Raw genomic sequence first — 25,036 nt, 5'->3', positions numbered from 1 at the left:
CAACTGAATACTTCTACGGAATCTGCTTACATGAAGAAATCCCCGCTTGTCGTGGCCCTGCCGGTACTGGCCCTGTCCGCCTTGCTGCTCTCCGGCTGCGGCATGTTCCGTTCGCAGAAGGCCTGGGAAACCGCCAAACAGGAAACGCCGCTGGAAATCCCTCCGGGTCTGGATAAGCCATCCACCAATGCCGCGCTGGTCATTCCTGATCAAGGTGCCAATAACCCAACCTCCAACGGCGCCACTGCCCACGTGAGTCAGGGCAGCGCCACTATTGCCGATGGGTTTGTGCTGAACGATACGGTCGACAACACCTACCGCCGCATCAGCCAGGCGCTGGAAAAGGGCGATATCGGCCAGGTGCTGTCGCACGACGATGATGCGCGCACGCTGCAGCTGAGCGTGGTAGCGACGGACGAGCCCAGCGCCAAGAAGGGCTTCTTCAGCAGCATGTTCAATGGCAAGTCCAAGCAGACGGCTGACGCACCGGGCGCCGCGCCGCATCAGGTGCAGCTGACTGTCAGCGCCAGCGGCCAGACGGCCAGCGAAGTGCGCGCCCAGGGTGACTCGGCCGCGGTGGCCAAAGTCATCGATACGCTCAAGGGTCGCCTCGGCGGCGGCTGATAGCCGATCGCCCGTCCACAAAAAACGCCGCCCAAGGGCGGCGTTTTTTTGTGCGTGGTGCGGAGTGAAAGTCACTGCCGCCAAATAGGGAGGGGGCACTTAGCGCTCAAGCAGGCCGAGCTTGTCGGGCTTGTTTTCCCATTCCTTGGCATCGGCCAGGCCATCCTTGCGCTCGGTGATCACGGGCCAGCTCTTGGACAGCTCTGCGTTCAGCGCCACGTAGGACTCCTGCCCGGCGGGCACGTCGTCTTCGGGGTAGATCGCATTGATCGGGCATTCCGGCTCGCACAAGGTGCAATCAATGCACTCGTCCGGATTGATCACGAGGAAGTTGGGACCTTCGTGGAAGGCGTCGACAGGACAAACCTCGACGCAATCGGTGTACTTGCACTTGATGCAATTGTCGGTGACGACAAAAGTCATGCTGTCGCGCGCCTATGCTGTATGGACACGACCCGTGCCAGGCCGGAAGTGGCGCTCCCTACGAGGTTCGAACTCGTGTTCCCGCCTTGAGAGGGCGGTGTCCTAGGCCACTAGACGAAGGGAGCGAAATGCACCGGAGCGCGGTAGTATAGCGGAATTGTTTCGCCCGGCAATGCCTTCGGACGCTTTTTGTCCTACTGTATTAAGCAGTACCGCCAACCCACTGAGGCCATGGCGAATGTGGACGCGCCCCCTGGGGGCGCAACCGATCGCTTCGAATGGCGCGTAGCGCCGAGAGCTTGTCCAATGTTTCTACATAGTCCGCGTTATTCATCGAAAGCGCCCAGTGAGCGGATCGTGGCGCAGCGCCTGACGGGTGGTCAGGTCAAGCCGCTAGGCGCTCACTGGGCGCTTTCGATGAATAACCCTTCGGGCCGGGTCTGTTTGCACGCATCCCGGCGTCATCACTCAGTCGTGTACGGACGTACACTCCTTCGCTCTTCCTTGGCCTGCGCGCAAACAGCTCCCGGCGCGGACTACGTAGAGACACTGGACAAGCTTTAAGGATCCAAATCGCTTGAGTCACGATTCAAGGACTACTCCCACGCCCGCACTGCGCATCATTCCGCGCGAGCAGCACGTGATTTCGCGCAAGAACATCAGCAAGGCCGCTTTGCGCGTGCTTTATCGTCTCAATGAGGCGGGTTACCAGGCTTATCTGGTAGGTGGCGCCGTGCGCGACCTGCTGCTTGGTGGGCACCCGAAGGATTTCGACGTGGCTACCAATGCCACGCCGGACGAGGTCAAGAAGCTGTTCCGCAACTCACGCTTGATTGGGCGCCGCTTCCGTCTGGCCCACGTGGTGTACGGGCCGGAGATCATCGAAGTAGCCACCTTTCGTGGTACCGGCGAAGAAGAGGGCGAGGGCGATCGCCACATTGTCGACGGCCGCATCGTTCGCGACAACGTATGGGGCACCATCGAGGAAGATGCGATCCGCCGCGACTTCCGCGTTAACGCGCTGTACTACGACATCAGCGATTTCTCCGTGCGCGATTACGTGGGCGGCGTGCAAGACGTCGAGAACCGCGTGCTTCATCTCATTGGTGATCCGGCAACACGCTATCGCGAGGATCCCGTGCGCATGCTGCGCGCCGTCCGGCTTGCCGCTAAGCTGGGCTTTCGTATCGATACTGCAGCTGCCGAGCCCTTCACCGAGCTGGGACCATTGCTTGCCGACGCAGCGCCCGCGCGCCTGTTCGACGAATCGCTCAAGCTGTTCCTGGCTGGCCACGGCCTGAAGAGCTTCCACATGCTGGAGCAGACAGGCCTGCTCAAGTTCATGTTCCCGGCCACCGCGCGCGCGCTCAAGCGCGGCGACAAGGCGCTGCGCGCATTGGTCGAGCAGGGCCTGGCGAATACCGATGCGCGCGTGTCCGAAGGCAAATCGGTCACTCCGGCGTTCCTGTTCGCGGTACTGCTGTGGGGTGAGGTGCGCGATCTGGCGCATACCTTGATCACCAAGGGCCAGGAGCCACCCGTGGCGTGGGAGCGGGCCGCTACGAACGTGATGGCCGAGCAGTGTCAGCGCGTGGCTATTCCGCGTCGCTTCACGCTTACGATGGAAGAGATCTGGGCATTGCAGCCGCGTTTTGAACAGGTGCAGCGCAAGCGCGTGTTCCGTCTGATGGCACACCCTCGTTTCCGCGCCGCCTTCGATTTCCTGCTGTTGCGTGCCGCGGAATCGCCTGCCATTCGCGAACTGGGTGAGTGGTGGGCGCATGCCCAGCAATTGCCGCACGAAACGCTGGCGGCTGCGCTCGGTGGTAGCGCTCCGTCGGTTGGTGGCGCGGCAGCCGGTGGTGCTACCGAAAGTGCCACCGTGCCCCGGGTACGTAAACGTCGCCGTCGCAAGCCGACAGGCAAGTCAGGTAGCAAATCGGATCAGGCGTGAAGCAAGCGTTCGTGGCGTTAGGCAGCAACCTGGGTGATGCGCGAGCTCAGGTGCTGGGTGCTTTCGATGCGCTGGCGCACTTGCCCGGCACGCGCCTGGTGGCGCGTTCGCCGCTGTATCTGACGCCGCCGTGGGGCGTCATCGACCAGCCCCCTTTCATCAACGCCGTGGCGCAACTCGAAACGGCGCTGTCGCCGCATGAGCTGCTGGATGCCCTGCTGGCGATCGAGCGTGCCGCCGGACGCGTGCGTGACGGGCAGCGCTGGGGGCCCCGCACGCTGGATCTGGATGTGCTGCATATCGAAGGCGTGGCAGTCGATGACGAGCGATTGCATCTGCCGCATCCGCGCATTCGTGAGCGAGCCTTTGTGCTGGCGCCCCTGAACGATCTGGCGCCGGATCTGCACCTGCGAGGCCAGGGGCGGGTGGGTGACCTGCTCGCGTCGCTTGATATCACTGGCCTTTCGCGCCTGCCTTGAGCCCTTCACGTTTTACGCGGGATAATCCGCCTCTCTTTCCGCTCTAGGGATCCGTCGTGTACGCGCAAAAAGCGAACGCACCCACGCGCAAGCCCGTCACTGTGCCGTCGTTGCGCACCATGAAGGCGGAGGGCCGTCGTATCGTCATGCTGACGGCCTACGACGTGGCGTTTGCCGCGCAGCTGGAAATGGCCGGCATCGATGTGGCGCTAGTGGGCGATTCGCTGGGCATGGTGGTGCAGGGGCATTCGAGCACCTTGCCGGTGACGCTCGATCACATGGTCTATCACACCAGCCTGGTGGCGCGTGGCTTGAACGCGACACTGTTGGTGGCCGACCTGCCATTCATGGCCGACCGCGATGTGCCGCATGCGCTGGAAGCAGGCGCGCGGCTGGTCGGTGAAGGTGGCGCCGCGATGGTAAAGATCGAAGGCGCGGCACCGCATATTCTGGAAGTGATCTCGGCGTTGGTGGAGCGGGTGATCCCGGTGTGCGCTCACCTTGGCCTCACGCCCCAGTCCGTACACAAGTTTGGCGGCTTCCGTATCCAGGGGCGCGAACAGGAGGCGGCTGACCATCTGGTTGCCCAGGCCAAGGCCGTTGAGGTTGCGGGCGCCTCCCTGCTGGTGCTGGAAGGCATTCCGACGGCGCTGGGCGAGCGCATCACGCGCGCCGTGTCCATTCCCACCATCGGCATCGGCGCAGGCCCACATTGCGATGGCCAGGTGCTGGTGTTGCATGACATGTTGGGCATCACGCCAGGCAAACGACCCAAATTCAGCAAGGATTTCCTCGCAGGACGCGACTCTGTGGCTGCGGCGATCGCGGCCTACGCCGAGGACGTGCGCAGTGGCGCCTTTCCCGCGCCAGAACACTGCTTCGACTGAAGCTAGAGCAAGCATCCATGCAAACAGTGCAAGACGCAGCGGCGCTGCGCGCCCTTATTCGCGGTTGGCGGGGCCAAGGCCTGACGGTGGGTTTCGTGCCCACCATGGGCAACCTTCACGAGGGTCACCATTCGTTGATCAAGTTGGCGCGTGCCCGTGCCGATCGCGTGGTGGCGAGCGTATTCGTCAACCCGACCCAGTTCGGTCCGAATGAAGATTTCGAGCGTTATCCGCGCACCCTGGTGCAGGATCAGGTCGGCCTGGCCGAGCACGAGTGCGACCTGCTGTTCGCACCGGAAGTGGCCACGATGTATCCGTTTGGCCCGGCCGGCAGCCTGAGCATTCACGTGCCCCAGCTCACCGAGACGCTGGAAGGTGCGCATCGCCCGGGTCATTTCGATGGCGTGGCTACCGTGGTGTGCAAACTGTTGAACCTGGTGCAGCCGGATCTGGCCGTGTTCGGCCAAAAGGATTTCCAGCAGCTCAAGGTGATCGAACGTATGGTTCGCGACCTGTCGCTGCCGGTGAAGATCATGGCCGCGCCCACCCTGCGCGCCGATGACGGGCTGGCCTTGAGTTCCCGCAACCAGTACCTGTCGGCAGAGCACCGCGCGCTGGCACCCCAGATCTACGCCACCCTGCAGCAGATGCGGGAGCTGATCGCCAAGGGCCACGCCCGCCCGGTGGTGGAGCAGGCGGCGGCCTCCAAGCTGGCCCGGGCCGGCTTCGATCCTGACTACGCGGCCATCCGTCGGGCCGAGGATCTGGCTGAGCCGGCCGACGGCGAGCAGGAAGGGCTGGTGGCCCTGATTGCCGCGCGGCTCGGTACCACCCGGCTGATCGACAACTTGCCGTTTGATTGAACCAGCCCCATATCGGGCCCGTCCCGGGGGCGATGTTGCAGTGCGACGTTCCCCGGCCGGATAATGGTGAGCTTCGCGGGCTGTCCCTGCTGGAAACGAAGTCATGAATCTGAACATGCTCAAGTGCAAGATCCACCGTGCCACGGTGACTCACGCCGAGCTTCATTACGAAGGCTCCATCGCTATCGATGGCCTGCTGCTCGACGCCGCCGGCATGCGCGAGTACGAGCAGATCCATGCGTGGAACATCAATAACGGCAAGCGCTTCGTCACCTATGCGCTGCGCGCTGAGGAAGGTTCCGGCATCATCTCGGTCAACGGCAGTGCGGCCCATCGCGCCCAACCGGGCGACCTGATCATCATCGCCGCGTTCGCGCAGCTGTCCGAGGCCGAGTTGGAGCAGTTTCAGCCGACCCTGGTGTACGTTGATGCCAACAACCGCATCTCGCATACCAACCGCTCCATCCCCAAGCAGATGGCTGCGGCGTAATACCTCGCGCCCCGCCCCGGCGGGGCGTGTTTGCGGTGCAACAATCTGCTGGCAAGGGACGCGTGAAGCTGCGTAAGATCGGCGTTCCCGTCCACTAAGCATGAGCACCCATGTCGCCCGACCAACGTTCGTCCTTCCTGGCAGAACACGTTGACCGTCTCGCACGCACCCATCTGCGTGACTTGCTGAAGGACGCCGCTCGCGGCAATCGTTTGCGACACCGGGTGGGTCCGCTGCTGCTGGACCTGAGCCGTCAGAAGCTGGACGACGCAGCCCTCGATGCGCTCGGCGCCCATGTCGAAGCCAGCGGCTGGCAGGCGGCTCGCGATGCGATGTTCGCAGGCTCCCCCATCAATACCTCCGAAGGACGTGCCGTACTCCATACGGCCCTGCGCGCCAGCGGCTCGCCGTTGCCATCGCCAGCGCCGCGTGAGGTGCTCAAGGAAATCGAACAGACACTGCAGCGCATGGATGCCTTGGTGCATGCCATCGGGCTGGGCGACGCTTCCGCTTTCGGCGTCGCCAAGGGCATTACCGATGTGGTCAACATCGGCATTGGCGGCTCCGACCTCGGGCCGCGCCTGGCCGTGCGCGCATTGGCCCCGTATCACGTACCGGGCGTCCGCAGCCATTTCCTCACCAATGTGGATGGGCAGTCGGCGTATGAGCTGATGCACCAGCTCGATCCCAAGCGCACGCTGGTAGTCGTGGTGTCCAAGACGTTCACCACGCAGGAAACCCTGCTCAACGGCAACGTCATGCGCGACTGGATCAGTCGCGCCTATAAGGGTGATGCTGCAGCGGTGCAACGCCATTTCCTTGCAGTGAGCGCAAATGTCGCTGCTGCGGAAAGCTGGGGCGTGCCTGCTGCGCAGGTGTATCCCATGTGGGATTTCGTTGGCGGCCGCTTTTCGCTGTGGTCCGCCGTCGGTTTGTCGTTGGCGCTGGCCATCGGCTCATACAATTTCCATGCGTTGCTGAAGGGCGCGGCCCTGGTCGACGATCATTTCCGTACCGCCCCCTGGCAGGAAAACCTGCCGGTATTGCTGAGCCTGGTGGAGGTGTGGAACCGCAACGGCCATGGGCGCGCGAGTCGCGCCGTGGTGCCTTACGCGGATCTGCTTACCGATCTCACCTCCTATCTGCAACAGCTGGAGATGGAGAGCCTGGGCAAGCAGGTGACCCCGCTGGGCCTGCCTGTGGCGCAGTCGACCTCGGCCGTGGTGTGGGGGAGCGTAGGTACCAATGCGCAGCATGCGTATTTCCAGGCGCTGCATCAGGGCACCGATGTCGTGCCGCTGGAATTTATCGGCGTGGTGAAGCCCGCGCATAACCTGGAAGCCAACCACGACGCACTGCTGGCGAACCTGCTCGCCCAGGCCGCTGCGCTCGCGCTGGGCAAGACCTTCGACGAGGCGCTGGCCGAGGCGAAGCAGGGCAGCGAAGAGGAGCGTCGTGTGCTCGCCGCGCAGCGCATGTTCCCGGGTGATCGCCCCAGCACGATGCTCCTGCTCGACGCGCTGACGCCCGAAACCCTGGGCGCGCTGATTGCGCTCTACGAACACAAAGTGTTCATGCTTGGCCATCTTTGGGGCATCAACGCCTTTGACCAATGGGGCGTGGAGCTGGGCAAGTCGATCGCGCGACAGATCCTGCCGGCATTGGATGGCAGTGCTTCCGACATCAGTGTTTTCGATTCCGCCACGCGTGCGTCGCTGGAGGAGATCGCAGAGCGGCGCATTACCCTCGAGAAGCACAGCCGCTGATGGTTCAGATCGCCGCCTTGCAAGAGGCGGCGTCACCGTTCAAGCGGCGTGCCGCGCCAATGCCCACGCCACATGCTCGCGCACGATCGCCGAAGGATGATCGGCACGCGCGAGCAACGCTTGCCGCACGTCGTTTGAATCAGGCGCATTGCCGAGCGCTACCGCGATATTGCGTAGCCAGCCCTCGTAGCCCGTGCGGCGAATGGCCATGCCTTCCGTGCGTTGCAGAAACTCCTGCTCGCTCCAGCCGAACAACTCCACCAGCTTGGCGCCATCGAGCCGGTGGCGTGGTGCGAAGTCCGGTTCAGTGGTGTCCTGCGCGAACTTGTTCCACGGGCAGATCAGCTGGCAGTCATCGCAACCGAAGATGCGGTTGCCCATGGGTGCGCGCAGTTCTTCAGGAATACTCCCGCGCAGTTCGATCGTGAGATAGGAAATGCAGCGACGCGCGTCGAGCTTGTACGGCCCGATGATCGCCTGCGTCGGGCAGATGTCGATACAACGCCGGCAGCTGCCGCAATGCGCGCTGGCGGGTGCGTCGACCGGCAACGGCAGATCCGTGTAGAGCTCGCCAAGAAAGAAATAGGAGCCGGCGTGGCGATTGATCAGCACGGTGTGCTTGCCGATCCAGCCCAGTCCAGCGTTGCGCGCGAGTGCTTTTTCCAGCACCGGCGCGGAGTCGACAAAGGCGCGATAGCCGAAATCGCCGATGGCGCCGTGGATACGATCAGCCAGTTTCTGCAGCCGGTTGCGCATCAGCTTGTGATAGTCACGGCCGAGCGCGTAACGCGCGACATAGCCTGCCTCGGCATCCTCCAGCACGTTCCATGCATTACGGGTGCCGGGTGGGATGTAGTCCATGCGCACCGAAATCACACGTAACGTGCCCGGCTCCAGTTCGGCCGGGCGGCTGCGCTTGTCGCCGTGGCGGGCCATGTAATCCATCTCGCCGTGGTGGTTCGCGTCGAGCCAGCGCTTCAGATGAAGCTCGTCTTCGCCCAGATCAGTGCCGGCAATGCCTGCATCGGCAAACCCCAATTCGCGCGCCCACACCTTGATGTCGCGGGCCAGCGCGGCGTAGTCGGTGTCGGGGGTGTGAGTCGTGGACATACGCCTATTGTAGGCTGCCGCGTGCAGAGCCACCCGCTGGCATGCGTTTAGGCAACACTGATCCGGTATCACCACCGCCACCGGTCCGGCCTGTCCACCTGCCTTCGGTCCCTTGGCTCGACAGACGGCCAGCCTGCTTTCGCCAAAGGCCCTGTGGCCTGCGAACAGACAGGGCCGGTGACAACGGTGATACCGGATCAGTGTTGCCTATAATTCCCTCATGACTGCCAGCGCACATCGCCACGAGCTCTATACCGTTGACCAGGTGCGCGCACTTGACCGTCGCGCCATCGATGACCTCGGCGTGCCCGGTTACGAGTTGATGGAACGGGCCGCCGCCGCCGCGCTGGTTTGCCTGCACCGGCGTTGGCCACACGCGCGACGCATCGCGGTGTACTGCGGCCCCGGCAATAACGGTGGTGACGGTTTCCTGCTGGCCGCATTGGCGCGTGAAGCCGGGTTGCAGGTCGATGTCATCGCACTTGGCGAAAGCCGCGGCGACGATGCCGTGCGCGCGCGTCGCGCATACGAACACGGTGGTGGCACCGTGCAGCTATGGCAAAGCGGCGACGGGCTGCCTGCAGCGGATGTGCAGGTAGATGCGCTTTTCGGCACGGGTCTGCAACGCGCGCTGGCACCGGATGTGGCAGCGCTGGTGCAGGGTATTCGTGCTGTTGGCGCGCCGGTACTGGCGCTCGATGTGCCGTCGGGCGTCAACGCCGACTCTGGCGATGTGCCGGGTGAAGCGATACAAGCCGAACTCACCGTCACCTTTATCGCTGCCAAGCGCGGCCTCTATACCGGGCAGGCGCCCGGTTACGTGGGGCAAATGCAATGGGAGTCGCTGGGTTTGCCCGAGACGCTCTGGCACGAGGCACGACCCGATGCCGAGCTGTTGCAGGCAACCACATTGCCGCCGCGCCCGCGGCAATCGCATAAGGGCAACAACGGTCACGTGCTGGCCATTGGTGGCGAGCACGGGACTGCTGGCGCCATCCGCTTGTGCGGTGAGGCTGCACTGCGTGCTGGTGCCGGATTGGTGAGTGTGGCAACTCGTGCCGAACACCTGGTGTCGCTCAATAGCGCACGTCCTGAGTTGATGGCGCATGACGTGAACGGGCCGCAGGCGCTGGAAGCACTGCTACCGCGCGCCACCGTGCTGGCCATCGGTCCTGGCCTGGGGCAGGGCGCGTGGGGGCACGCACTGTGGCTGACTGCGCTGGATGCGGAGCTGCCACTGGTGCTGGATGCCGATGGATTGAATCTGCTTGCACGCGAGCCGCGCAAACTGGGCCCTGCGGCCGTGATCACGCCTCATCCGGGCGAGGCGGCTCGACTGCTGGGTTGCGATACTGCCGCCATCGCCGCGGATCGCTTCGGTGCGGTGCGTGAGTTGGCGCGGCGCTATCACGCCGTCGCCGTACTGAAGGGCGCTGGAAGTCTGGTGGCCGATCCAGATGAACGCGTGGCGGTATGCCAATGGGGTAACCCCGGCATGGCCACGGGTGGCATGGGGGATCTGCTCACAGGCGTCATCGCCGCACTGCTGGCCCAGGGCTGCGATGCCTGGCAAGCCGCGTGTCTGGGTGTGAGCCTGCATGCACGTGCCGGTGATCTGGCCGCGCAACAGGGTGGCGAGCGCGGCCTGCTCGCCAGTGACCTGCTGGAACCCATTCGGCGGCTGCTCAACGGACGGGAATCATGACGGAACACCATTGGGAGCTGCCTGACGAGGCTGCCACGGCGGCGCTGGCCGCGCGTGTCGCCAGCGCGTTGCAGGAAGGGTTGGTGATCTACCTGCATGGCGAGCTGGGCGCTGGCAAAACCAGCTTTGCCCGCGCCCTGCTGACCTCGCTGGGGGTGGGCGAACGGATCAAGAGCCCTACCTATAGCCTGGTCGAGTCCTATCGGGCCCAGGACCGCCCCGCGTGGCATCTGGATCTCTACCGCATTGCCGATCCAGGTGAACTGGAATGGCTGGGCTTGGACGCCCTGTCAGATCCGGCCGCGTTGGTTTTGGTGGAATGGCCTGAGCGTGGTGTCGGCGCACTGCCGGCGCCCGACCTCATCGTGCATCTGGGTTACGCGGGCCTTGGGCGCCAGGCGCGGATGGAGGTGCGCACTCCGCGCGGGGCAAAGGTCGTTTCGCAGCTTTCCTGAGCACTGACGGCGGGCCCTGGATACGGCTGGTTGCGGCTAAGTATCGATCCCTCTTGAGAATTTTTGCCGTCTCGACGGGGGCTGGGAAGCCTTTAATTTGCGCGGCTTGCGGCCGATAGCTGTACGACGTCTGACAAATCCGTTGCAGGTCATGGAAATTCAAAGGAAAACCTCTTGCATTCAGCCTTCGGCTGGGCTTCAATTCCGCCCCATGAAGGGATATAGGACGCATCCTGCCGTGCTTGGCGCCGTGGCCTTGCTGGCCCTGGCACCTTTGTGCGCGTCCCGCGCGGCTGACCTCAAGGGCGCCCGCGTCTGGGCCGGCCCCGAATACACCCGCGTGGTGCTGGATGTCTCCGGCCCGGTCACCTACAAAATCAAGCAGGACGGCGACCAGCTCACCGTCGATCTGGAAAGCAGCTCGCTCATCGGCAACTTCAGTTCGCCGGCGGCCCAAGGCCTGTTCAAAAGCCTCACCGGCGAGCGGCTAGGCAACAATCTGCACCTGACCGCGAAGGTCGACCCAGCCAGCAGCGTCAAAAGCTTCCTGCTCAAGCCCCAGGCAGAGTACGGCTATCGCTTGGTGGTCGACCTCTATCCGGGAAGCGCGGTGGCGACCAAGTCGCCGGCGCCCGCCAAGCCTGCCGCGCCGGACACCGACGACGACAGCAGCCCGACGCCCGTAGCGCAGGATGCCCCCCCGCCGGCGGCACCCGTTCCGCCGCCGGTCGCTGTGCCTGCCCCTGTCGCTGCACCCGAGCCGGTACGCAGCTCGGGCAAGTCCTCGCTGAAGCCCACGCAGAGCGGGATGGCCTCCACCCGAGCCGCCGCTGCGCTGCTCAACGGCGAGCGCAAAGTAGTGATCGCCGTCGACGCCGGCCACGGCGGCGACGACCCGGGCGCACACGGCCCGGGCGGCACGCTGGAGAAGAACGTCACGCTCGCCGTGGCACGCCAGCTGGCGGATCAGATCAATCAGCAGCCCGGCATGCGTGCCGTGCTGACGCGCAGCGCCGACTTCTTCATTCCGCTGCAGCAGCGCTACCAGATTGCCCGCAACAACTCGGCGGACCTGTTCGTGTCGATCCACGCCGACGCCTTCATCAATGGCGATGCCAAAGGCTCGTCGGTGTGGGTGCTGTCGCCGCGTGGCAAAACCAGCATGGCTGCCCGCTGGCTGGCGGATGGTCAGAACCGCGCCGACTTGATCGGTGGTGTGACGTTGGACGACAAGAACGACGGTCTCGCCGCTGTGTTGCTTGACCTGCAGCAAGGCTATTCGATGCAGGCCAGCGAATCGGTGGCCGGCAACGTGCTAAGGGCGCTGGGTAATCTGGGTCCGACCCATCGTGGTTACGTCGAACGCGCCAACTTCGTGGTGCTGCGCTCGCCGGACGTACCTTCGATCCTGGTTGAGACGGCCTTCATCAGCAACCCGGATGAAGAGCGCAAACTGCGCGACCCCTCTCATCAGTCGCGGCTGGCCTCGGCGGTGATGAGTGGCGTGAAGAACTACTTTGAAACCACGCCGCCACCGGGCACCTGGTTTGCCGCCCAAGCTTCGCGTCGCAATGGTGTGGCGACAGTGGCGTCTTCACAGGGTGAGGACGACGAGACGGTGGCCAAGGCCAACAAGGCTGTCGCCCAGGCCATGGCCGCCAAATCCGATAGCACCGCCTCGCGAGCGGACGGCGATGTGCGTGACATGCATCGCGTCGAACGTGGTGATAGCTTGCGCAGCATCGCCCACCAGTACGGGGTGAGCGTGAATGCGCTAAAGAGCGCCAATCGCCTCGATAGCGACAGCAGCATGCGTGTCGGCATGATGCTGACCATTCCGGCTGGCTGATAAGTTCTGGGCCCGTTGAGCGTGTGAGCAATGAGGGGTCATTCGCAACCCCTTGCTTTCACTCACTTCTTGCTTCTGACAGCCCATTTGTTGCTTTTACCCCTGCGCGCGAGGCCTTAAGCTTCGCCGATGCCTGTTATCCGTCCCCTTCCGCCTGAACTTATCAACCAGATCGCTGCTGGCGAAGTGATCGAAAGACCATCGTCGGTCGTCAAGGAACTGGTCGAGAACAGTCTCGACGCCGGAGCCACGCGCATCGAAGTGGATATCGAGCAGGGCGGCGCGCGGCTGATCCGCGTGCGCGACGACGGCTGTGGCATTGTCCCAGACGAACTGCAGCTGGCCGTGGCCTCGCATGCCACCAGCAAGATCGGCAGCTTTGACGATCTGGAGCACGTGGCCAGCATGGGTTTTCGTGGCGAGGCGCTGGCCTCGGTGTCGTCGGTCGCGCGCTTTGCGCTCACGTCGCGCGCGCAAGGCCAGGACACGGCGTTCCGCATTGAAGTCGACGGCGGCAAGATGCAGGCCGCACGCCCCGCGCAACATCCGCAGGGCAGCAGCGTGGAAGTGCGTGATCTGTTCTACAACGTACCCGCGCGACGCAAGTTTCTCCGTGCGGAGCGCACCGAGTTCGCACATATCGACGACTTGCTGAAGTCGTTGGCGTTGGCGCGTGGCTCGGTGGAGTTTCGCCTCAGTCACAACGGCAAGCCGGTGCGCATCCTCAAGGCGGCGCGCGATGAGCAAGCCGCGCTGCAGCGCGTGGCCGAGGTCATGGGCGAGGATTTCCCCGGGCAGAGCCTGCGCATCGATCACGCCGCCGCTGGTCTGCATTTGTCAGGCTGGGTGGGCTTGCCCACGGCATCACGCTCGCAGGCTGATTCGCAATATTTCTACGTCAACGGGCGTCTCGTGCGCGACCGCATCGTGGCACACGCGGTGCGCCAGGCTTATGCGGACGTGCTGTTTCATGGACGCCACCCGGCGTTCGTGCTCTATCTCGAACTCGATCCGGTCGGCGTGGACGTGAATGTGCATCCCGCCAAGAGCGAGGTGCGCTTCCGCGAGCAGCGATTGGTGCACGACTTCCTGTTCCGTACGTTGCATGAAGCGCTCGCGCAAACGCGTGCAGGGCAGGTGAGTCTGCCAACCCAGGAGGCAACGCCTGAGCCCATGCCGTCGTATCGCATGGCGGCGTCGCCGGCCATGTCTGCCCCATCGTGGCCCAACGCCTTCAGCCAGAGCCGCCTGAGTCTCGGTGTGCGCGAGGAGCCCTTGGCGGGCTACGCTGCCTTGCTGGGCGATCCGGCAACACAGCTAACGCCGATGACGTTTGCGCCGCAGGTGCCGATGCCCGACACATCGGAAGATGAAGCGCCCCCGCTTGGCTTCGCCATCGCGCAGCTGAAAAGCATCTACATCCTCGCCGAGAATGCGCACGGGTTGATCCTGGTCGACATGCACGCGGCGCACGAACGCATTACCTACGAAAAGCTCAAGGCTGGCCGGGCCTGCAGCAATCTGCGTTCGCAGATCTTGCTGGTGCCATTGAATGTCTCGGTGAGTGCAAAAGAAGCAGCAGCGGCCGAAGAGCACGCCGATGCCTTGGCGGAATGGGGCTTGGAGCTGTCCCGTAGCGGCCCCTCCGGCGTGGTGGTACGGCGCATTCCTGCGTTGCTGGAAGGTGCGGACGTGGCACAGCTTTGCCGGGATGTGCTCGGCGAACTGGCCCAGCATGGCAGTTCGCGTCGCCTGCAGGAGTTGGAAAACGAGTTGCTCGCCACCATGGCATGTCATGGTTCGGTGCGTGCGGGGCGACGCCTCACGCTGCCGGAGATGAATGCTTTGTTGCGTGAAATGGAAGCCACCGAGCGCTCCGGTCAGTGCAATCACGGTCGCCCCACCTGGACCCAGCTCAGCTTGCCCGAACTGGACAAGCTGTTTCTCCGCGGTCGTTAGTCGTTTTTAGTCACGCTTGCTTCACCGGCAAATGGACGGCCATACTCGATCCATCCTGTCGACGGGGCCTGCCATGCTGCGTACCGCCGTTATCGTTTTCGCCTTGAGTCTTGGAGTTAACACCGTGCAAGCTCAAACCAGCCACGCCGCCGCACCATCCGATTTCGCTCAGCAGACATTGAACTGGCAGAACAAACGCCTGGCGGGCCTTACCGCTCCCAACGGGTGGCTGAGCCTTATCGGGCTGGAGTGGTTGAAGGAGGGTGCCAATCGTCTGGGCACCGCCTCCGACAATGACATCGTGCTCAAGGCCGGGCCTGCCCATCTGGGTGTCGTGACGCTGACGAAAGATGGCGCCATGCACATCGTGCTCGACAAGCAGAGTGGCGCCACGGTGGACGGCAAGGTCGTGCATGAGGCCAATCTCATCGACGACGCAAACGCCACGGCTGGTGCGCCCACTCTCGTGGCGTTTGGCAGCGCCAGCTTTATCGTGATCGAGCGCGATGGCCGCAAAGCGCTGCGCGTGAAGGACAGCAACGCGGAAACGCGTACCCACTTCGCGGGCCTGGACTATTACCCGATGGATCCGTCATGGCGCATCGAGGCTGACTGGGTGCCGTTCAACCCGCCGCAGGAGCTGGAGATCGGATCGGTGCTGGGCACCATCAACAAGGAAAAGGTGCCGGGCAAGGCGGTGTTCCACCGCGACGGACATACCTACGAGCTGATGCCGATCCAGGAAGAACCCGATTCGTTGTTCTTCGTGATTGCCGATCGCACGTCCGGCAAGGAAACCTACGGCGCAGCGCGTTTCATGTACGCCGATCTGCCGAAGAACGGCAAAGTGGTACTGGACTTCAACCGCGCCTATAACCCGCCGTGCGCATTCACGCCCTATGCAACGTGCCCGCTGGCGCCGCCGGAGAACCGCATGGATCTCGCGGTAACCGCGGGTGAAAAGAAGTACAAGGGTGGGCACTGATGGCTGCATCGATGGCTGCGCCCCGCAGCCATCGAAATCAAACACGGCGCTCCTGATCTGACGGCCAAGCCTTGAGCTCGGCCGCCCTGCATTTGACTCAGCGGCCTTTGAACTCGGCTTTGCGCTTTTCCAGAAACGCCGTGGTGCCTTCGCGCATGTCTTCGGTGGAGAAGGCGAGCGCGAACGCCTGCGTTTCAAATTCCAGGCCCTGATCGATACTGGTTTCGCCACCCTGCAGCACGGCGTCCAGGATGCCCGCCGCTGCCAGCGGTGCAGCCGCCGCGAGCTGGTCGGCGAGGGCAGTCACCGTTTCGTCCAGCGCTTCAGGTGCCACCACGCGGGTGACGACGCCCAGTTCATAGGCACGCTGGGCGTTGATCGATGCGCCCGTCAGGCACAGCTCCAGCGCCGCGCCACGGCCGGCCAGGCGCAACAGGCGTTGGGTGCCACCAAAGCCGGGGATCAGGCCAAGGTTGATTTCCGGTTGGCCGAACTTCGCCTTCTCGCTGGCGACACGCAGATGACAGCACATGGCCAGCTCCATGCCACCGCCAAGGGCAAAGCCCTGGATGCGAGCGATCACCGGCTTGCCCAGTCGTTCGACCAGGCTCATCAGACGCTGGCCAGCGCGCGAGAAGCCCTGCGCCTGCACTGGGGTGTAGCCATTCATTTCGGCGATGTCGGCACCGGCCACGAAGGCCTTTTCACCGGCACCGGCCAGCACCACCACGCGCACGGCATCGTCCTGCGCAGCCTGGGAGAACGCCAGGGTCAGCTCATTGAGCGTCTCGCGGTTGAGCGCATTGAGCTTGTCCGGGCGGTTGACGGTGATGGTGCGCACTGCGCCACGGTTGGCGATTTCCAGGTTGCGGTAAGCCATGACTCCACTCCTGCGGATAAAGTATCCAATGGTAGCAGCGGGAACCTTTGGGGCCATTCGCGTTCTCAGCTGGGACGCCGGGTTGCCGGCGTTCGCTGCACGATTCGCCCGGACCGCTTACGATGGTGGAGTTCGAGCTGCAATGGAGATAGGCATGGCACAACTGCGTTGGCTGGCACTGGGCGTCCTGTTTTGGGGCGTGGTGGCACACGCGCAGAGCGTGGCCCCGGCGCCCAATACGGCACCGGTCAAGCTCGACAAGACCAAATTGTCCTATGCCATCGGTTATCAGATCGGCAGCCAGTTTGCCAACGGCGAGCCGGATATCGACATTCCGACGCTGCAGCGGGCTATCCAGGACGCTTACGCCAAGAAGCGCCCCGCTGTTCCTATGCAGGATATGCACGACCAGCTGCAGAAGCTGGACGACCAGATGCGTGCGGAAGCCACGGTGAAGTTCAACCGTCTTGCCGACGCCAATGCGCGCAAGAGTGCCGAGTACATGGAGCACAACCGGAGCAAGGCCGGAGTGATCCAGCTACCGTCGGGCATCCAGTACGAGGTGCTGAAGAAAGGCAACGGCACCAAGGATGTACCGGCAGGTTCGGTGGTGACCGTGAACTTCCGCGCCATGCTGATTGATGGCACGGAGTTCGACAGCTCCTGGGCGCATGGTTCGCCGGTGAGCTTCGTGGTCAACAACAAGGTGATTCCGGGCTGGCAGGAAGTGATCCAGCGCATGCACGTGGGTGATCTGTGGAAGGTCACCGTGCCGCCCAACCAGGCTTACGGCCTGCGCGGCGATCCGCCGCGCATCGGCCCGAACGAGGCCCTGGTCTTCGAGATCGAGTTGCTCGAAATCAAATCCTGATAGCACCTGGGTAGCTATGTGACAGCGTTCCTGGCCCGCAATGCGCCAGGAGGGCCTATGATGTCTTGTCCAGGTTTCGCCGTCCCCCTTCGAGCATGTCCACTGATACTCGCGATCCCCATGCGTTAGCCAGCCCATTGTCGCCCTGTATCGGCGTCTGCCGGCTCGATGATCGTGGCTACTGCGTTGGCTGCCTGCGCACCGGTGACGAGATCGCGCGCTGGCGAGGCATGAACGATGCCGAGCGGCTGCAAGTCATGCGCGACGTGTTGCCTTCGCGCAAGGCACCGTGATGGGTGAGGTGATGACTGATCTGCGCGCGGCGCTGGTGCCGTTGTCCTCCCCTCCCAACGGGCAGGGCTGGAACCATGCAGACATGAATCAGTTGATCGGCAGCGCGCCACGCCGGCCGGCTGCCGTGCTGGTTGGCGTGCGCGAAGGTGTGCAGCCACGATTGGTGCTGACCGTGCGCACGGATCACCTGCAGGATCACGCGGGGCAGGTGGCATTCCCCGGTGGCCGTACCGATCCGGAAGATACCGACGCGATCGCGACGGCGTTGAGGGAGAGCGAAGAAGAAATCGGACTGGAACGCCGGCTGGTCACACCGCTGGGTTTCCTCGACCGGTTTGAAACGATCAGCGGGTACAACATCACGCCGGTGGTCGCGCGCATTGATCCGGATGCGCGGCTCTATCCCGCGCCAGCCGAAGTCGCCGAAGTGTTTGAAGTGCCGTTGTCGTTTTTTCTCGAGCCCGCCAACCTGCGCCGCTACACCATGGATTTTCGCGGACAGCGCCGCGACATGGTGGAGTTCGTGCACGGTGGTCACCGCATCTGGGGCGCTACCGCCGCGATGGTACTGAATCTTTTGCAGAGGATGGGCCGCGCATGACCTCCAAAACCACCTTGATCGAGGCAAAAGAGCTGGCTTCGCTGTCGCCCGATCGCGTTTTGATCGTCGACTGCCGTTTCGACCTCATGGCTCCTGGAACAGGCGAGCGTAATCACGGCAAGGGTGAATATGACTATCGCATCGGTCATATCCCCGGTGCGGTTTACGCGAGCCTCGATACGGATCTATCCGATCTCTCACGCAAGGTCGAAGGGTTGGGGCGACACCCCTTGCCGCAGGAAAGCGCTTTCTCCGCCGTGCTCGCGCGTTGGGGCTGGCAACCCGGCTTGCAGGTGGTGTGCTACGACGCAGCGAACGGTTCGCTAGCGGCGGCGCGATTGTGGTGGTTGCTTCGACTCGCTGGAATCCGCGATGCCGCAGTGTTGGATGGTGGCTATCCGGCGTGGCTTGCTGCGGGCTTGCCGGTGGAGTCAGGTGATGTGCATCGCACGCCGACCCAAGTGACGCTGCACTTCGATGCCGGCCAATATCTCGCTGATCATGCGCAACTGCTGGGCCAACCGCAGCGCGTGCTGCTCGATGCGCGTGCGGCGCCGCGTTATCGCGGTGAAGTCGAGCCGATTGATCCCGTAGGTGGGCACGTACCTGGCGCACTCAATCGACCGTTCGCTGAGAACCTCGCGGAAGATGGTCGCTTCAAGTCGGCGGCTTCGTTGCGTGAGGAGTTCCTCGCGTTGCTTGGCACCCATATCCCGCAGGACGTGGTGCACATGTGCGGTTCCGGAGTTACCGCCTGTCACAACCTGCTCGCGATGGAACACGCAGGCCTTACGGGCTCGCGCCTGTATGCGCCGTCGTGGAGCGGCTGGGTGAGCGATGCCAGTCGTCCGGTAGCAAAAGGCGCTGATCCCGGTTGAACGCTTGTCTGTAGGAGCGCACTTGTGCGCGACCCAACCCTCGCGAGGTACGGTCGCGCACAAGTGCGCTCCTACAGGGAATGAGGGCGGTTAGTCCTTCTTTTTCAGTCGTGCCACCAATTGCGTCAGCACGGCCTGCGTTTCCGGATGGAAGTAGGCATCGACGAACTGATCAATCGGCAGCGCATCGGGGTCCGCCCAGACCTCAGTGAGGTCAGCGCGTGCCAGCGAGCGCGTGGTGAGCATGGCGTTGGAGGGCAGGGCCAACAGACCTTGCAGCCAGTGGATGGCGCGCGTGGTCACATGGTCAACATCGGTCAGCTCGTCCACCAGGCCGCAGGCCAGCGCCTCCGACGATTCCACCATCGCGCCAGCCACCATCAGCCGTTCGGCGCGGTACGCACCAACGATGCGGCGCATGGCGAACTGGATGCACTCCGGCACCACCAGGCCCACCTGAACTTCGTTGAGGCCGATGCGGAACGGGCCTTCCGCCATCACGCGGTAATCGCAGAACAGTGAAAGCACCGCGCCGCCAGCCGGGCTATGCCCGGTGATGGCGGCCACCACCGGCACCGGCGACAGGGCCAGCTTCGATGCGGTGTGAAAGAACTCGCGCCAGAAATCGCGCACGCCTTCGCGGTCGCGCCCCTGCAGGGCCGGAACGTCCACGCCCGCGCAGAACATGCCCTGCGCCCCGGATAGCACCAGCCCGCGAGCGCCGGACTGTACTGCATCGTCAACCGCGTGACGGATAGCGCGAAGCAAGTCGATGTTGAGCGCGTTCACCGGCGGGCGCGCCATGTTGATTTCGGTAATCGCGTCGTGCGTGATGACGTTGAGCATGGCGAGGGCCAAAAGTGAGTTGATAGGAGTGAGAAGTGAGAGTAGCAAACACCGACCAGCAAGCGAGATCTATCTCACGTCTCACTCCCCTTCACGCACTTCTCACCCCTGCGGGTGTTCCTCAGCCGTCCACTGGTAGCGCACCGAGTATTCCAGCGTCGCCTTGCCACCGGCCGGCACCGTCACCTGGAATTCCAGGGTGTCGGGCGTCTGCTTGCTCGGCTTGCTGCTGGACGACAGCAAGGTCCACTGACGCCAGCGCGACGGGTGTTCGCGCACCGTGACCACGCGCGCATTGTCGCCGGCGTTGGTCAAAGTGATGCGGAACGCTTCGTCCAGCTTGCGACCGGCGTTGTCGAGCTTGAAGTCGGTGCGTTCATGCTCGCCACGCAGGTCGAAAGCGGTACCCAGCGTGATCAGTGCATCGTTGTCCTTGGGTGTGTCATTGATCCGACCTTCGCCGATGAATTGCGGTGTGCCGTTGCGGTCTGCCGTCAACACGCGAAGGTAACCCGCCGGCAAGCTATCGAATGCGCGCAGCTTCAGCGTGCTGACGATATTGGTATTGCCACCCGCCACGAAAGCGCGATTGATCATCGGCTGCGCGGGCATCCAGGCATTGCCATTTTCAAACAGTGCGGTGCGCTCGCAATCGATCGTGCGCGTGCTGTACAGCGGCACCTGGCTCACGCTGCCATCGGGCAGATCGACCATGCCGGGGATGGTATAGGTGCGGTAGTCGGCAAGCGTGGACTGCTCGGGAAGTTCGGCGCCATCGGCCTTGGCGCGTACGGCGTAAGCCATCGGCATGGGGCGTGGCGGGCCACCCATCGGCTTGGCAAACTGCGGCTCACCAGCGACCAGCGTCAATGCCACGCCATTCCAGTCGCGACCGCTGCGGTTGGCGATGCTGGCGCGCGATTCAAACTTCATCTTGCAGCTGTTGCCTGGAAGCAAGGTGCCGACATAAGCGGCACGCCAACCGAGCCCCGACGTGGTGTAGCTCAAGGTGGCCTGGGCGTTGCCGGCACGTTGGGCATCAACCCGCAGCTGCAGGCTGGCACCGGTTTGAAAACTGCCTTGCGCGCGCACTGCTGCGTATTCGCGGATCAGGCTGGTGCGCCCCGAGGCGTCCTGCACCAGCAGTCCGTCGTCAGCACGGAGCAAGGTGCCGCTGGCCAACGGCTGACCGCTGGTGGCGAGCACTTCCACCGGTTGACCGATCAGGCTACCCAGAGCGGCGTTTTGGCCCTGGCCCAGGCGAAGGCGTTGCGAGATGACCTTGGCAGCGTCGCCCTCGATGCTCAGCGATAGTGCTTCCGGGTCGAGATACTGCGGCAGGCCACCAAGGCTGATGTCCTGCGTGCCAGCCTTCAGTTCTAGCATGCGCGGTTCGCGTGCCACGGCATAGCCAGCGTGCACGCTGCCGCTGTCGCCCGAACTGAACAGGGTGGCATCGTCGCTGCGATAGATGGTGAGCGTAGTCGGCGTGGCCGCGGCCGCCGCACTGGTGCCAGCGGCCATGGCAAAAGCGAGCGCGCGGAAGGGAAGCAAAGTCACGGTCGAACTCCTTTCGGGTGGTTGGCGTCGATAGTACGGATGCCGTATGAAGCTGGGGCATCCGTCGTGTCGAGCTGTTTAGCCCCGAAAGGAGTTTCTGCCGTTCAAGCGTCCGTGTTGGCAACGTCGCGGATGGATTGCGGCAACGGCACCGGCGTGCCGGTGGTGGGGTCCATCCACACCATGACTACCTTGCCGTCGCAATAGAGCACGCTGTCATTGCGCGCGTCGACGATGCGATGCGCGAGCGTCATCGAGCTGTTGCCCAGTCGTTCGCAGAACAATTCGACGTTCAATTGCGCCGGCCATTCGATGGGGCGGCGGTAATTGAGTTCGTTGGCGGCGAGCACGGGCATGGAGTGTTCGTCGAACCAGCCCGGTACGTGCTGCAGCCACTGCAGACGTGCCTCTTCGAGGTAGGTGAGGTAATTGGCGTTGTTGACGTGGTTGAACGCGTCCAGGTCGCGCCAACGCACGCCAATGGGGGCGACGAACAGCGGGCTGTTCGCCGCCTCGGGTGCCTGTACATCCGTCATGGCCGGCGCAGTTTCCTTGGCAGCGGTCTTGCGCGAGCGCTTTTCAGGCACGGGTTGGGTGGAACTCATGCAGACTTCTTCCGTAATGCTGGTTTGCTCTTGCCGTTGCTCTCTGCCTTGGCCGCTTTGGCGGGCTTCATGTCGAGGTGCGGGGCAAGGAAGCGTCCGGTATGCGAACCCGGCGTGGCAGCCACCGTTTCCGGTGTGCCGGTTACGAGGATGCGACCACCACCGGCGCCGCCTTCTGGGCCGAGATCGACCAGCCAGTCGGCGGTCTTGATCACATCGAGATTATGCTCGATCACCACCACCGTGTTGCCCTGTTCCACCAACTGGTGCAGCACGTCGAGCAACTGCTCGATGTCGTGGAAGTGCAGACCGGTCGTCGGCTCATCGAGGATATAGAGGGTGCGGCCGGTGTCGCGCTTGGAAAGCTCCTTGGACAGCTTCACGCGTTGCGCTTCGCCGCCGGACAGCGTGGTCGCGCTCTGACCGAGCTTGATGTAGTCCAGACCCACCGCGCGCAAGGTTTCGAGTTTGCGCGCAATGGTCGGCACGTTCTCGAACAGCTTCAGCGCATCTTCCACCGTCATATCGAGCACGTCGGCGATGGTGTGGCCCTTGTAGTGCACTTCCAGCGTTTCGCGGTTGTAGCGTTTGCCATGACAGACGTCGCAAGGCACGTACACATCCGGCAGGAAGTGCATCTCCACCTTGATCATGCCGTCGCCTTCGCACGCTTCGCAGCGGCCGCCGCGCACATTGAAGCTGAAGCGACCCGGCGTATAGCCGCGCGCACGAGCTTCCGGCACCTGCGCGAACAGTTCGCGCAGCGGCGTGAACAGACCGGTATAGGTGGCCGGGTTGGAGCGCGGCGTGCGACCGATCGGTGACTGGTCGATGTCCACCACCTTGTCGAACAGCTCCAACCCTTCAACCGACTTGTGCGGCGCGGGCTGCTCGCTGGAGCCGTTCAATTCGGCAGCAGCCAGACGGAACAGCGTGTCGTTGATCAGCGTGGATTTACCCGAGCCAGAGACACCGGTGACGCAGGTAAACAGGCCGGCGGGAATCGCCAGGTCGACGTTCTTCAGGTTGTTGCCGTTGGCGCCCTTGAGGTGCAGCCACGAATCGGCGTCCAGCTGCTGACGACGTTCTTCCGGTACCTTGATGCCTCGCTTGCCGGACAGGAACTGGCCGGTGACGGAACGAGGCGAAGCGAGCACGTCCTTTAGCGAACCTTGCGCCACAATCTCGCCACCGTGCACGCCGGCTCCGGGGCCGATGTCGAGCACGTGATCAGCCATGCGGATGGCATCTTCGTCATGCTCGACCACGATCACCGTGTTGCCGAGATCGCGCAGTCGTGTGAGGGTTCCCAGCAAGCGCTCGTTGTCGCGCTGGTGTAGGCCGATGGAGGGCTCGTCGAGCACGTACATTACACCGACCAGGCCAGCGCCGATCTGCGATGCAAGACGGATGCGCTGCGCTTCGCCGCCCGATAGCGAGTCCGCCTGGCGGTCCAGCGTGAGGTAATTGAGGCCGACGTCATTGAGGAACGACAGGCGCTCGCGAATCTCCTTGACGATCTTCACCGCAATCTCGCCGCGCCAGCCGGTGAGCGTCAGCGCTTCGAAGAAAGCGAGCGCGTCATCGATCGAGCGCGAGGTGAGCGAGGGCAGGGCGTGATCCGCCACGAACACGTTGCGTGCCGAGCGATTCAGTCGCTGGCCTTCGCATTCGCGGCACGCCTGGTCGCTGATGTACTTGGACAACTCTTCGCGCACGGCAGGCGATTCGGTTTCCTTGTAGCGCCGCTCCATGTTCGGAAGAATGCCTTCGAACGGATGCTCACGCGTGACGCGGCCACCGCGTTCGGTGATGTACTTGAACGCGATCATGTCCTTGCCGCTGCCATTCAGAACAGCCTTCTGCACGTCCGCCGGCAGCTTGCGCCACGGCGTATCGACATCGAACTTGTAATGCGCGGCCAGTGACAGCAGGAGCTGGAAGTAGTGCGCGTTGCGACGATCCCAGCCGCGAATCGCGCCGCCGGCCAGCGACAGTTCGGGATGCGCCACTACGCGCGCCGCATCGAATACCTGGGTGATGCCCAGACCATCGCAGGTCGGGCAGGCGCCCACCGGCGAGTTGAATGAGAACAGGCGCGGCTCCAGCTCAGGCAGCGAGTAGTCGCACACCGGGCAGGAATAGCGCGAGGACATCAGCTGTTCCGGCGCCTTAGCGTCGTCCATGTCGACCACGATGGCGAGACCGTCGCCAAGACGCAGTGCGGTCTCGAACGATTCGGCCAGGCGCTGCTTGATGTCGTCGCGTGGACGGAAGCGGTCGATCACCGCTTCGATGGTGTGCTTCTGGCGCAGCGTCAGCGGCGGTACCGCATCGAGGTCGTACACCGTGCCGTCGACGCGCGCGCGCACAAAACCCTGCGCGCGCAGCTGGTCAAACACCTGCACGTGCTCACCCTTGCGCTCGCGGATCACCGGCGCGAGCAGCATGAAGCGCTTCTCGGCATCGAGTGCCAGCGTGGTGTCCACCATCTGACTCACCGTCTGTGCTTCCAGCGGGATGCCGTGATCCGGGCAGCGTGGCGTACCCACGCGCGCATACAGCAGACGCAGGTAGTCGTAGACCTCGGTGATCGTGCCCACGGTCGAGCGCGGGTTATGCGAAGTCGACTTCTGCTCGATGGAAATGGCCGGGGAAAGACCTTCGATATGGTCGACGTCCGGCTTCTCCATCATCGACAGGAATTGCCGTGCGTATGCCGACAGCGATTCGACATAGCGACGCTGGCCTTCAGCGTAGATGGTGTCGAAGGCCAGCGATGATTTACCGGAACCCGACAGGCCGGTAATCACGATCAGACGATCGCGAGGCAGGTCGAGGTCGATGTTCTTCAGGTTATGCGTGCGCGCGCCGCGTATGCGGATGGTGTCCATGTCGCCCGGGATGGTGGGGGAGGGAAAAACTGCACTATATCAAACTTGTCAGTACGGT

Annotated in this window: 21 protein-coding genes, 1 tRNA gene and 1 pseudogene; 15 read left to right on the top strand and 8 right to left on the bottom strand. The window is 63.5% G+C overall.

Annotated features, from left to right (window positions below; genetic code table 11):
• Window positions 1-30: 30 nt before the first annotated feature.
• Window positions 31-624 (top strand): hypothetical protein, encoded by a 594-nt coding sequence (locus AC0GUR_RS06220; protein ID WP_472876598.1) that lies wholly within the window; start codon window positions 31-33, stop codon window positions 622-624.
• Window positions 625-723: 99 nt separating this feature from the next.
• Here AC0GUR_RS06220 and fdxA read toward each other — a convergent pair whose 3' ends face one another.
• Window positions 724-1,047 (bottom strand): ferredoxin FdxA, encoded by a 324-nt coding sequence (gene fdxA, locus AC0GUR_RS06215; protein ID WP_472876597.1) that lies wholly within the window; start codon window positions 1,045-1,047, stop codon window positions 724-726.
• Between the two features lie 49 nt (window positions 1,048-1,096).
• Window positions 1,097-1,172, bottom strand: a tRNA-Glu gene (locus tag AC0GUR_RS06210).
• Between the two features lie 452 nt (window positions 1,173-1,624).
• Between AC0GUR_RS06210 and pcnB the strand changes: the two genes are divergently transcribed.
• The 6 genes from pcnB to pgi all read left to right on the top strand — a co-directional run bounded on the left by pcnB (window position 1,625) and on the right by pgi (window position 7,486).
• On the top strand, window positions 1,625-3,001 hold the full coding sequence (gene pcnB / locus AC0GUR_RS06205; RefSeq protein WP_472876596.1) for a polynucleotide adenylyltransferase PcnB: 1,377 nt from the start codon (window positions 1,625-1,627) through the stop codon (window positions 2,999-3,001).
• Entirely contained in the window at window positions 2,998-3,480 is a 483-nt protein-coding gene (folK, locus tag AC0GUR_RS06200) for a 2-amino-4-hydroxy-6-hydroxymethyldihydropteridine diphosphokinase (protein ID WP_472876595.1), read from the top strand. The genes pcnB and folK overlap by 4 nt, the downstream gene beginning before the upstream one ends.
• Before the next feature lie 56 nt (window positions 3,481-3,536).
• Window positions 3,537-4,367, top strand: coding sequence for a 3-methyl-2-oxobutanoate hydroxymethyltransferase (gene panB / locus AC0GUR_RS06195; protein WP_472876594.1), 831 nt, complete (start codon window positions 3,537-3,539; stop codon window positions 4,365-4,367).
• A 17-nt stretch (window positions 4,368-4,384) separates the two neighbouring features.
• Window positions 4,385-5,230, top strand: a complete 846-nt coding sequence (gene panC / locus AC0GUR_RS06190; RefSeq protein WP_472876593.1) for a pantoate--beta-alanine ligase — start codon at window positions 4,385-4,387, stop codon at window positions 5,228-5,230.
• A 103-nt stretch (window positions 5,231-5,333) separates the two neighbouring features.
• Window positions 5,334-5,720: an aspartate 1-decarboxylase gene (gene panD / locus AC0GUR_RS06185; RefSeq protein ID WP_472876592.1), complete on the top strand. Its 387-nt coding sequence runs from the start codon at window positions 5,334-5,336 to the stop codon at window positions 5,718-5,720.
• A gap of 110 nt (window positions 5,721-5,830) precedes the next feature.
• Window positions 5,831-7,486 carry a glucose-6-phosphate isomerase gene (gene pgi, locus AC0GUR_RS06180; protein WP_472876591.1) on the top strand — a complete coding sequence of 552 codons (1,656 nt, stop codon included), beginning with the start codon at window positions 5,831-5,833 and terminating at the stop codon, window positions 7,484-7,486.
• A 39-nt stretch (window positions 7,487-7,525) separates the two neighbouring features.
• Here the strand turns inward: pgi and queG are convergent, their stop codons facing one another.
• Entirely contained in the window at window positions 7,526-8,596 is a 1,071-nt protein-coding gene (gene queG / locus AC0GUR_RS06175) for a tRNA epoxyqueuosine(34) reductase QueG (protein ID WP_472876590.1), read from the bottom strand.
• 220 nt (window positions 8,597-8,816) lie between these two features.
• On the opposite strand from queG, the gene AC0GUR_RS06170 reads away from it, so the two are divergent.
• The 5 genes from AC0GUR_RS06170 (at window position 8,817) to AC0GUR_RS06150 (ending at window position 15,549) form a co-directional block, all read left to right on the top strand.
• Window positions 8,817-10,301, top strand: coding sequence for an NAD(P)H-hydrate dehydratase (locus AC0GUR_RS06170; protein ID WP_472876589.1), 1,485 nt, complete (start codon window positions 8,817-8,819; stop codon window positions 10,299-10,301).
• Complete coding sequence (gene tsaE, locus AC0GUR_RS06165) at window positions 10,298-10,756, top strand: tRNA (adenosine(37)-N6)-threonylcarbamoyltransferase complex ATPase subunit type 1 TsaE (RefSeq protein WP_472876588.1); 459 nt, start codon at window positions 10,298-10,300, stop codon at window positions 10,754-10,756. Before AC0GUR_RS06170 ends, tsaE begins: the two co-directional genes overlap by 4 nt.
• A gap of 211 nt (window positions 10,757-10,967) precedes the next feature.
• Window positions 10,968-12,605 carry an N-acetylmuramoyl-L-alanine amidase gene (locus AC0GUR_RS06160; RefSeq protein WP_472876587.1) on the top strand — a complete coding sequence of 546 codons (1,638 nt, stop codon included), beginning with the start codon at window positions 10,968-10,970 and terminating at the stop codon, window positions 12,603-12,605.
• A 129-nt stretch (window positions 12,606-12,734) separates the two neighbouring features.
• The gene (gene mutL / locus AC0GUR_RS06155) at window positions 12,735-14,564 is read left to right on the top strand and encodes a DNA mismatch repair endonuclease MutL (RefSeq protein ID WP_472876586.1); all 1,830 of its coding nucleotides are present in this window, start codon (window positions 12,735-12,737) and stop codon (window positions 14,562-14,564) included.
• Window positions 14,565-14,637: 73 nt separating this feature from the next.
• Complete coding sequence (locus AC0GUR_RS06150; RefSeq protein ID WP_472876585.1) at window positions 14,638-15,549, top strand: DUF1684 domain-containing protein; 912 nt, start codon at window positions 14,638-14,640, stop codon at window positions 15,547-15,549.
• Window positions 15,550-15,646: 97 nt separating this feature from the next.
• On the opposite strand, the gene AC0GUR_RS06145 is transcribed toward AC0GUR_RS06150, so the two are convergent.
• Entirely contained in the window at window positions 15,647-16,429 is a 783-nt protein-coding gene (locus AC0GUR_RS06145; protein ID WP_472876584.1) for an enoyl-CoA hydratase-related protein, read from the bottom strand.
• A 154-nt stretch (window positions 16,430-16,583) separates the two neighbouring features.
• On the opposite strand from AC0GUR_RS06145, the gene AC0GUR_RS06140 reads away from it, so the two are divergent.
• The 3 genes and pseudogenes from AC0GUR_RS06140 (at window position 16,584) to AC0GUR_RS06130 (ending at window position 19,073) form a co-directional block, all read left to right on the top strand.
• Window positions 16,584-17,300 (top strand): FKBP-type peptidyl-prolyl cis-trans isomerase, encoded by a 717-nt coding sequence (locus tag AC0GUR_RS06140; protein WP_472876583.1) that lies wholly within the window; start codon window positions 16,584-16,586, stop codon window positions 17,298-17,300.
• Window positions 17,301-17,395: 95 nt separating this feature from the next.
• Window positions 17,396-18,195: pseudogene (locus AC0GUR_RS06135) on the top strand (CoA pyrophosphatase).
• Window positions 18,192-19,073, top strand: coding sequence for a sulfurtransferase (locus AC0GUR_RS06130; RefSeq protein WP_472876582.1), 882 nt, complete (start codon window positions 18,192-18,194; stop codon window positions 19,071-19,073). The pseudogene AC0GUR_RS06135 and the gene AC0GUR_RS06130 overlap by 4 nt, the downstream one beginning before the upstream one ends.
• 90 nt (window positions 19,074-19,163) lie before the next feature.
• Here AC0GUR_RS06130 and AC0GUR_RS06125 read toward each other — a convergent pair whose 3' ends face one another.
• The 4 genes from AC0GUR_RS06125 to uvrA form a co-directional block, all read right to left on the bottom strand.
• Complete coding sequence (locus AC0GUR_RS06125; RefSeq protein ID WP_472876581.1) at window positions 19,164-19,919, bottom strand: enoyl-CoA hydratase/isomerase family protein; 756 nt, start codon at window positions 19,917-19,919, stop codon at window positions 19,164-19,166.
• A 102-nt stretch (window positions 19,920-20,021) separates the two neighbouring features.
• Window positions 20,022-21,479: a DUF4139 domain-containing protein gene (locus AC0GUR_RS06120; RefSeq protein ID WP_472876580.1), complete on the bottom strand. Its 1,458-nt coding sequence runs from the start codon at window positions 21,477-21,479 to the stop codon at window positions 20,022-20,024.
• Between the two features lie 104 nt (window positions 21,480-21,583).
• On the bottom strand, window positions 21,584-22,015 hold the full coding sequence (locus AC0GUR_RS06115) for an acyl-CoA thioesterase (protein ID WP_472876867.1): 432 nt from the start codon (window positions 22,013-22,015) through the stop codon (window positions 21,584-21,586).
• Window positions 22,016-22,080: 65 nt separating this feature from the next.
• A complete protein-coding gene (gene uvrA / locus AC0GUR_RS06110) occupies window positions 22,081-24,978 on the bottom strand; it encodes an excinuclease ABC subunit UvrA (RefSeq protein ID WP_472876579.1) in 2,898 nt (965 codons plus the stop codon).
• Window positions 24,979-25,036: the final 58 nt, after the last annotated feature.

It is taken from the genome of Dyella sp. PARNA 12/25 (assembly GCF_055702865.1).
This window is presented reverse-complemented; position numbering and strand designations above follow the sequence as displayed.

Bases quoted from the DNA above. Each gene is read 5' to 3' on its own strand.
- AC0GUR_RS06220 (WP_472876598.1), top strand. From the start codon at position 31: ATGAAGAAATCCCCGCTTGTCGTGGCCCTGCCGGTACTGGCCCTGTCC.
- fdxA (WP_472876597.1), bottom strand. From the start codon at position 1,047: ATGACTTTTGTCGTCACCGACAATTGCATCAAGTGCAAGTACACCGAT.
- panC (WP_472876593.1), top strand. From the start codon at position 4,385: ATGCAAACAGTGCAAGACGCAGCGGCGCTGCGCGCCCTTATTCGCGGT.
- panD (WP_472876592.1), top strand. From the start codon at position 5,334: ATGAATCTGAACATGCTCAAGTGCAAGATCCACCGTGCCACGGTGACT.
- pgi (WP_472876591.1), top strand. From the start codon at position 5,831: ATGTCGCCCGACCAACGTTCGTCCTTCCTGGCAGAACACGTTGACCGT.
- queG (WP_472876590.1), bottom strand. From the start codon at position 8,596: ATGTCCACGACTCACACCCCCGACACCGACTACGCCGCGCTGGCCCGC.
- AC0GUR_RS06170 (WP_472876589.1), top strand. From the start codon at position 8,817: ATGACTGCCAGCGCACATCGCCACGAGCTCTATACCGTTGACCAGGTG.
- tsaE (WP_472876588.1), top strand. From the start codon at position 10,298: ATGACGGAACACCATTGGGAGCTGCCTGACGAGGCTGCCACGGCGGCG.
- AC0GUR_RS06160 (WP_472876587.1), top strand. From the start codon at position 10,968: ATGAAGGGATATAGGACGCATCCTGCCGTGCTTGGCGCCGTGGCCTTG.
- mutL (WP_472876586.1), top strand. From the start codon at position 12,735: ATGCCTGTTATCCGTCCCCTTCCGCCTGAACTTATCAACCAGATCGCT.
- AC0GUR_RS06150 (WP_472876585.1), top strand. From the start codon at position 14,638: ATGCTGCGTACCGCCGTTATCGTTTTCGCCTTGAGTCTTGGAGTTAAC.
- AC0GUR_RS06145 (WP_472876584.1), bottom strand. From the start codon at position 16,429: ATGGCTTACCGCAACCTGGAAATCGCCAACCGTGGCGCAGTGCGCACC.
- AC0GUR_RS06140 (WP_472876583.1), top strand. From the start codon at position 16,584: ATGGCACAACTGCGTTGGCTGGCACTGGGCGTCCTGTTTTGGGGCGTG.
- AC0GUR_RS06130 (WP_472876582.1), top strand. From the start codon at position 18,192: ATGACCTCCAAAACCACCTTGATCGAGGCAAAAGAGCTGGCTTCGCTG.
- AC0GUR_RS06125 (WP_472876581.1), bottom strand. From the start codon at position 19,919: ATGCTCAACGTCATCACGCACGACGCGATTACCGAAATCAACATGGCG.
- AC0GUR_RS06115 (WP_472876867.1), bottom strand. From the start codon at position 22,015: ATGACGGATGTACAGGCACCCGAGGCGGCGAACAGCCCGCTGTTCGTC.
- uvrA (WP_472876579.1), bottom strand. From the start codon at position 24,978: ATGGACACCATCCGCATACGCGGCGCGCGCACGCATAACCTGAAGAAC.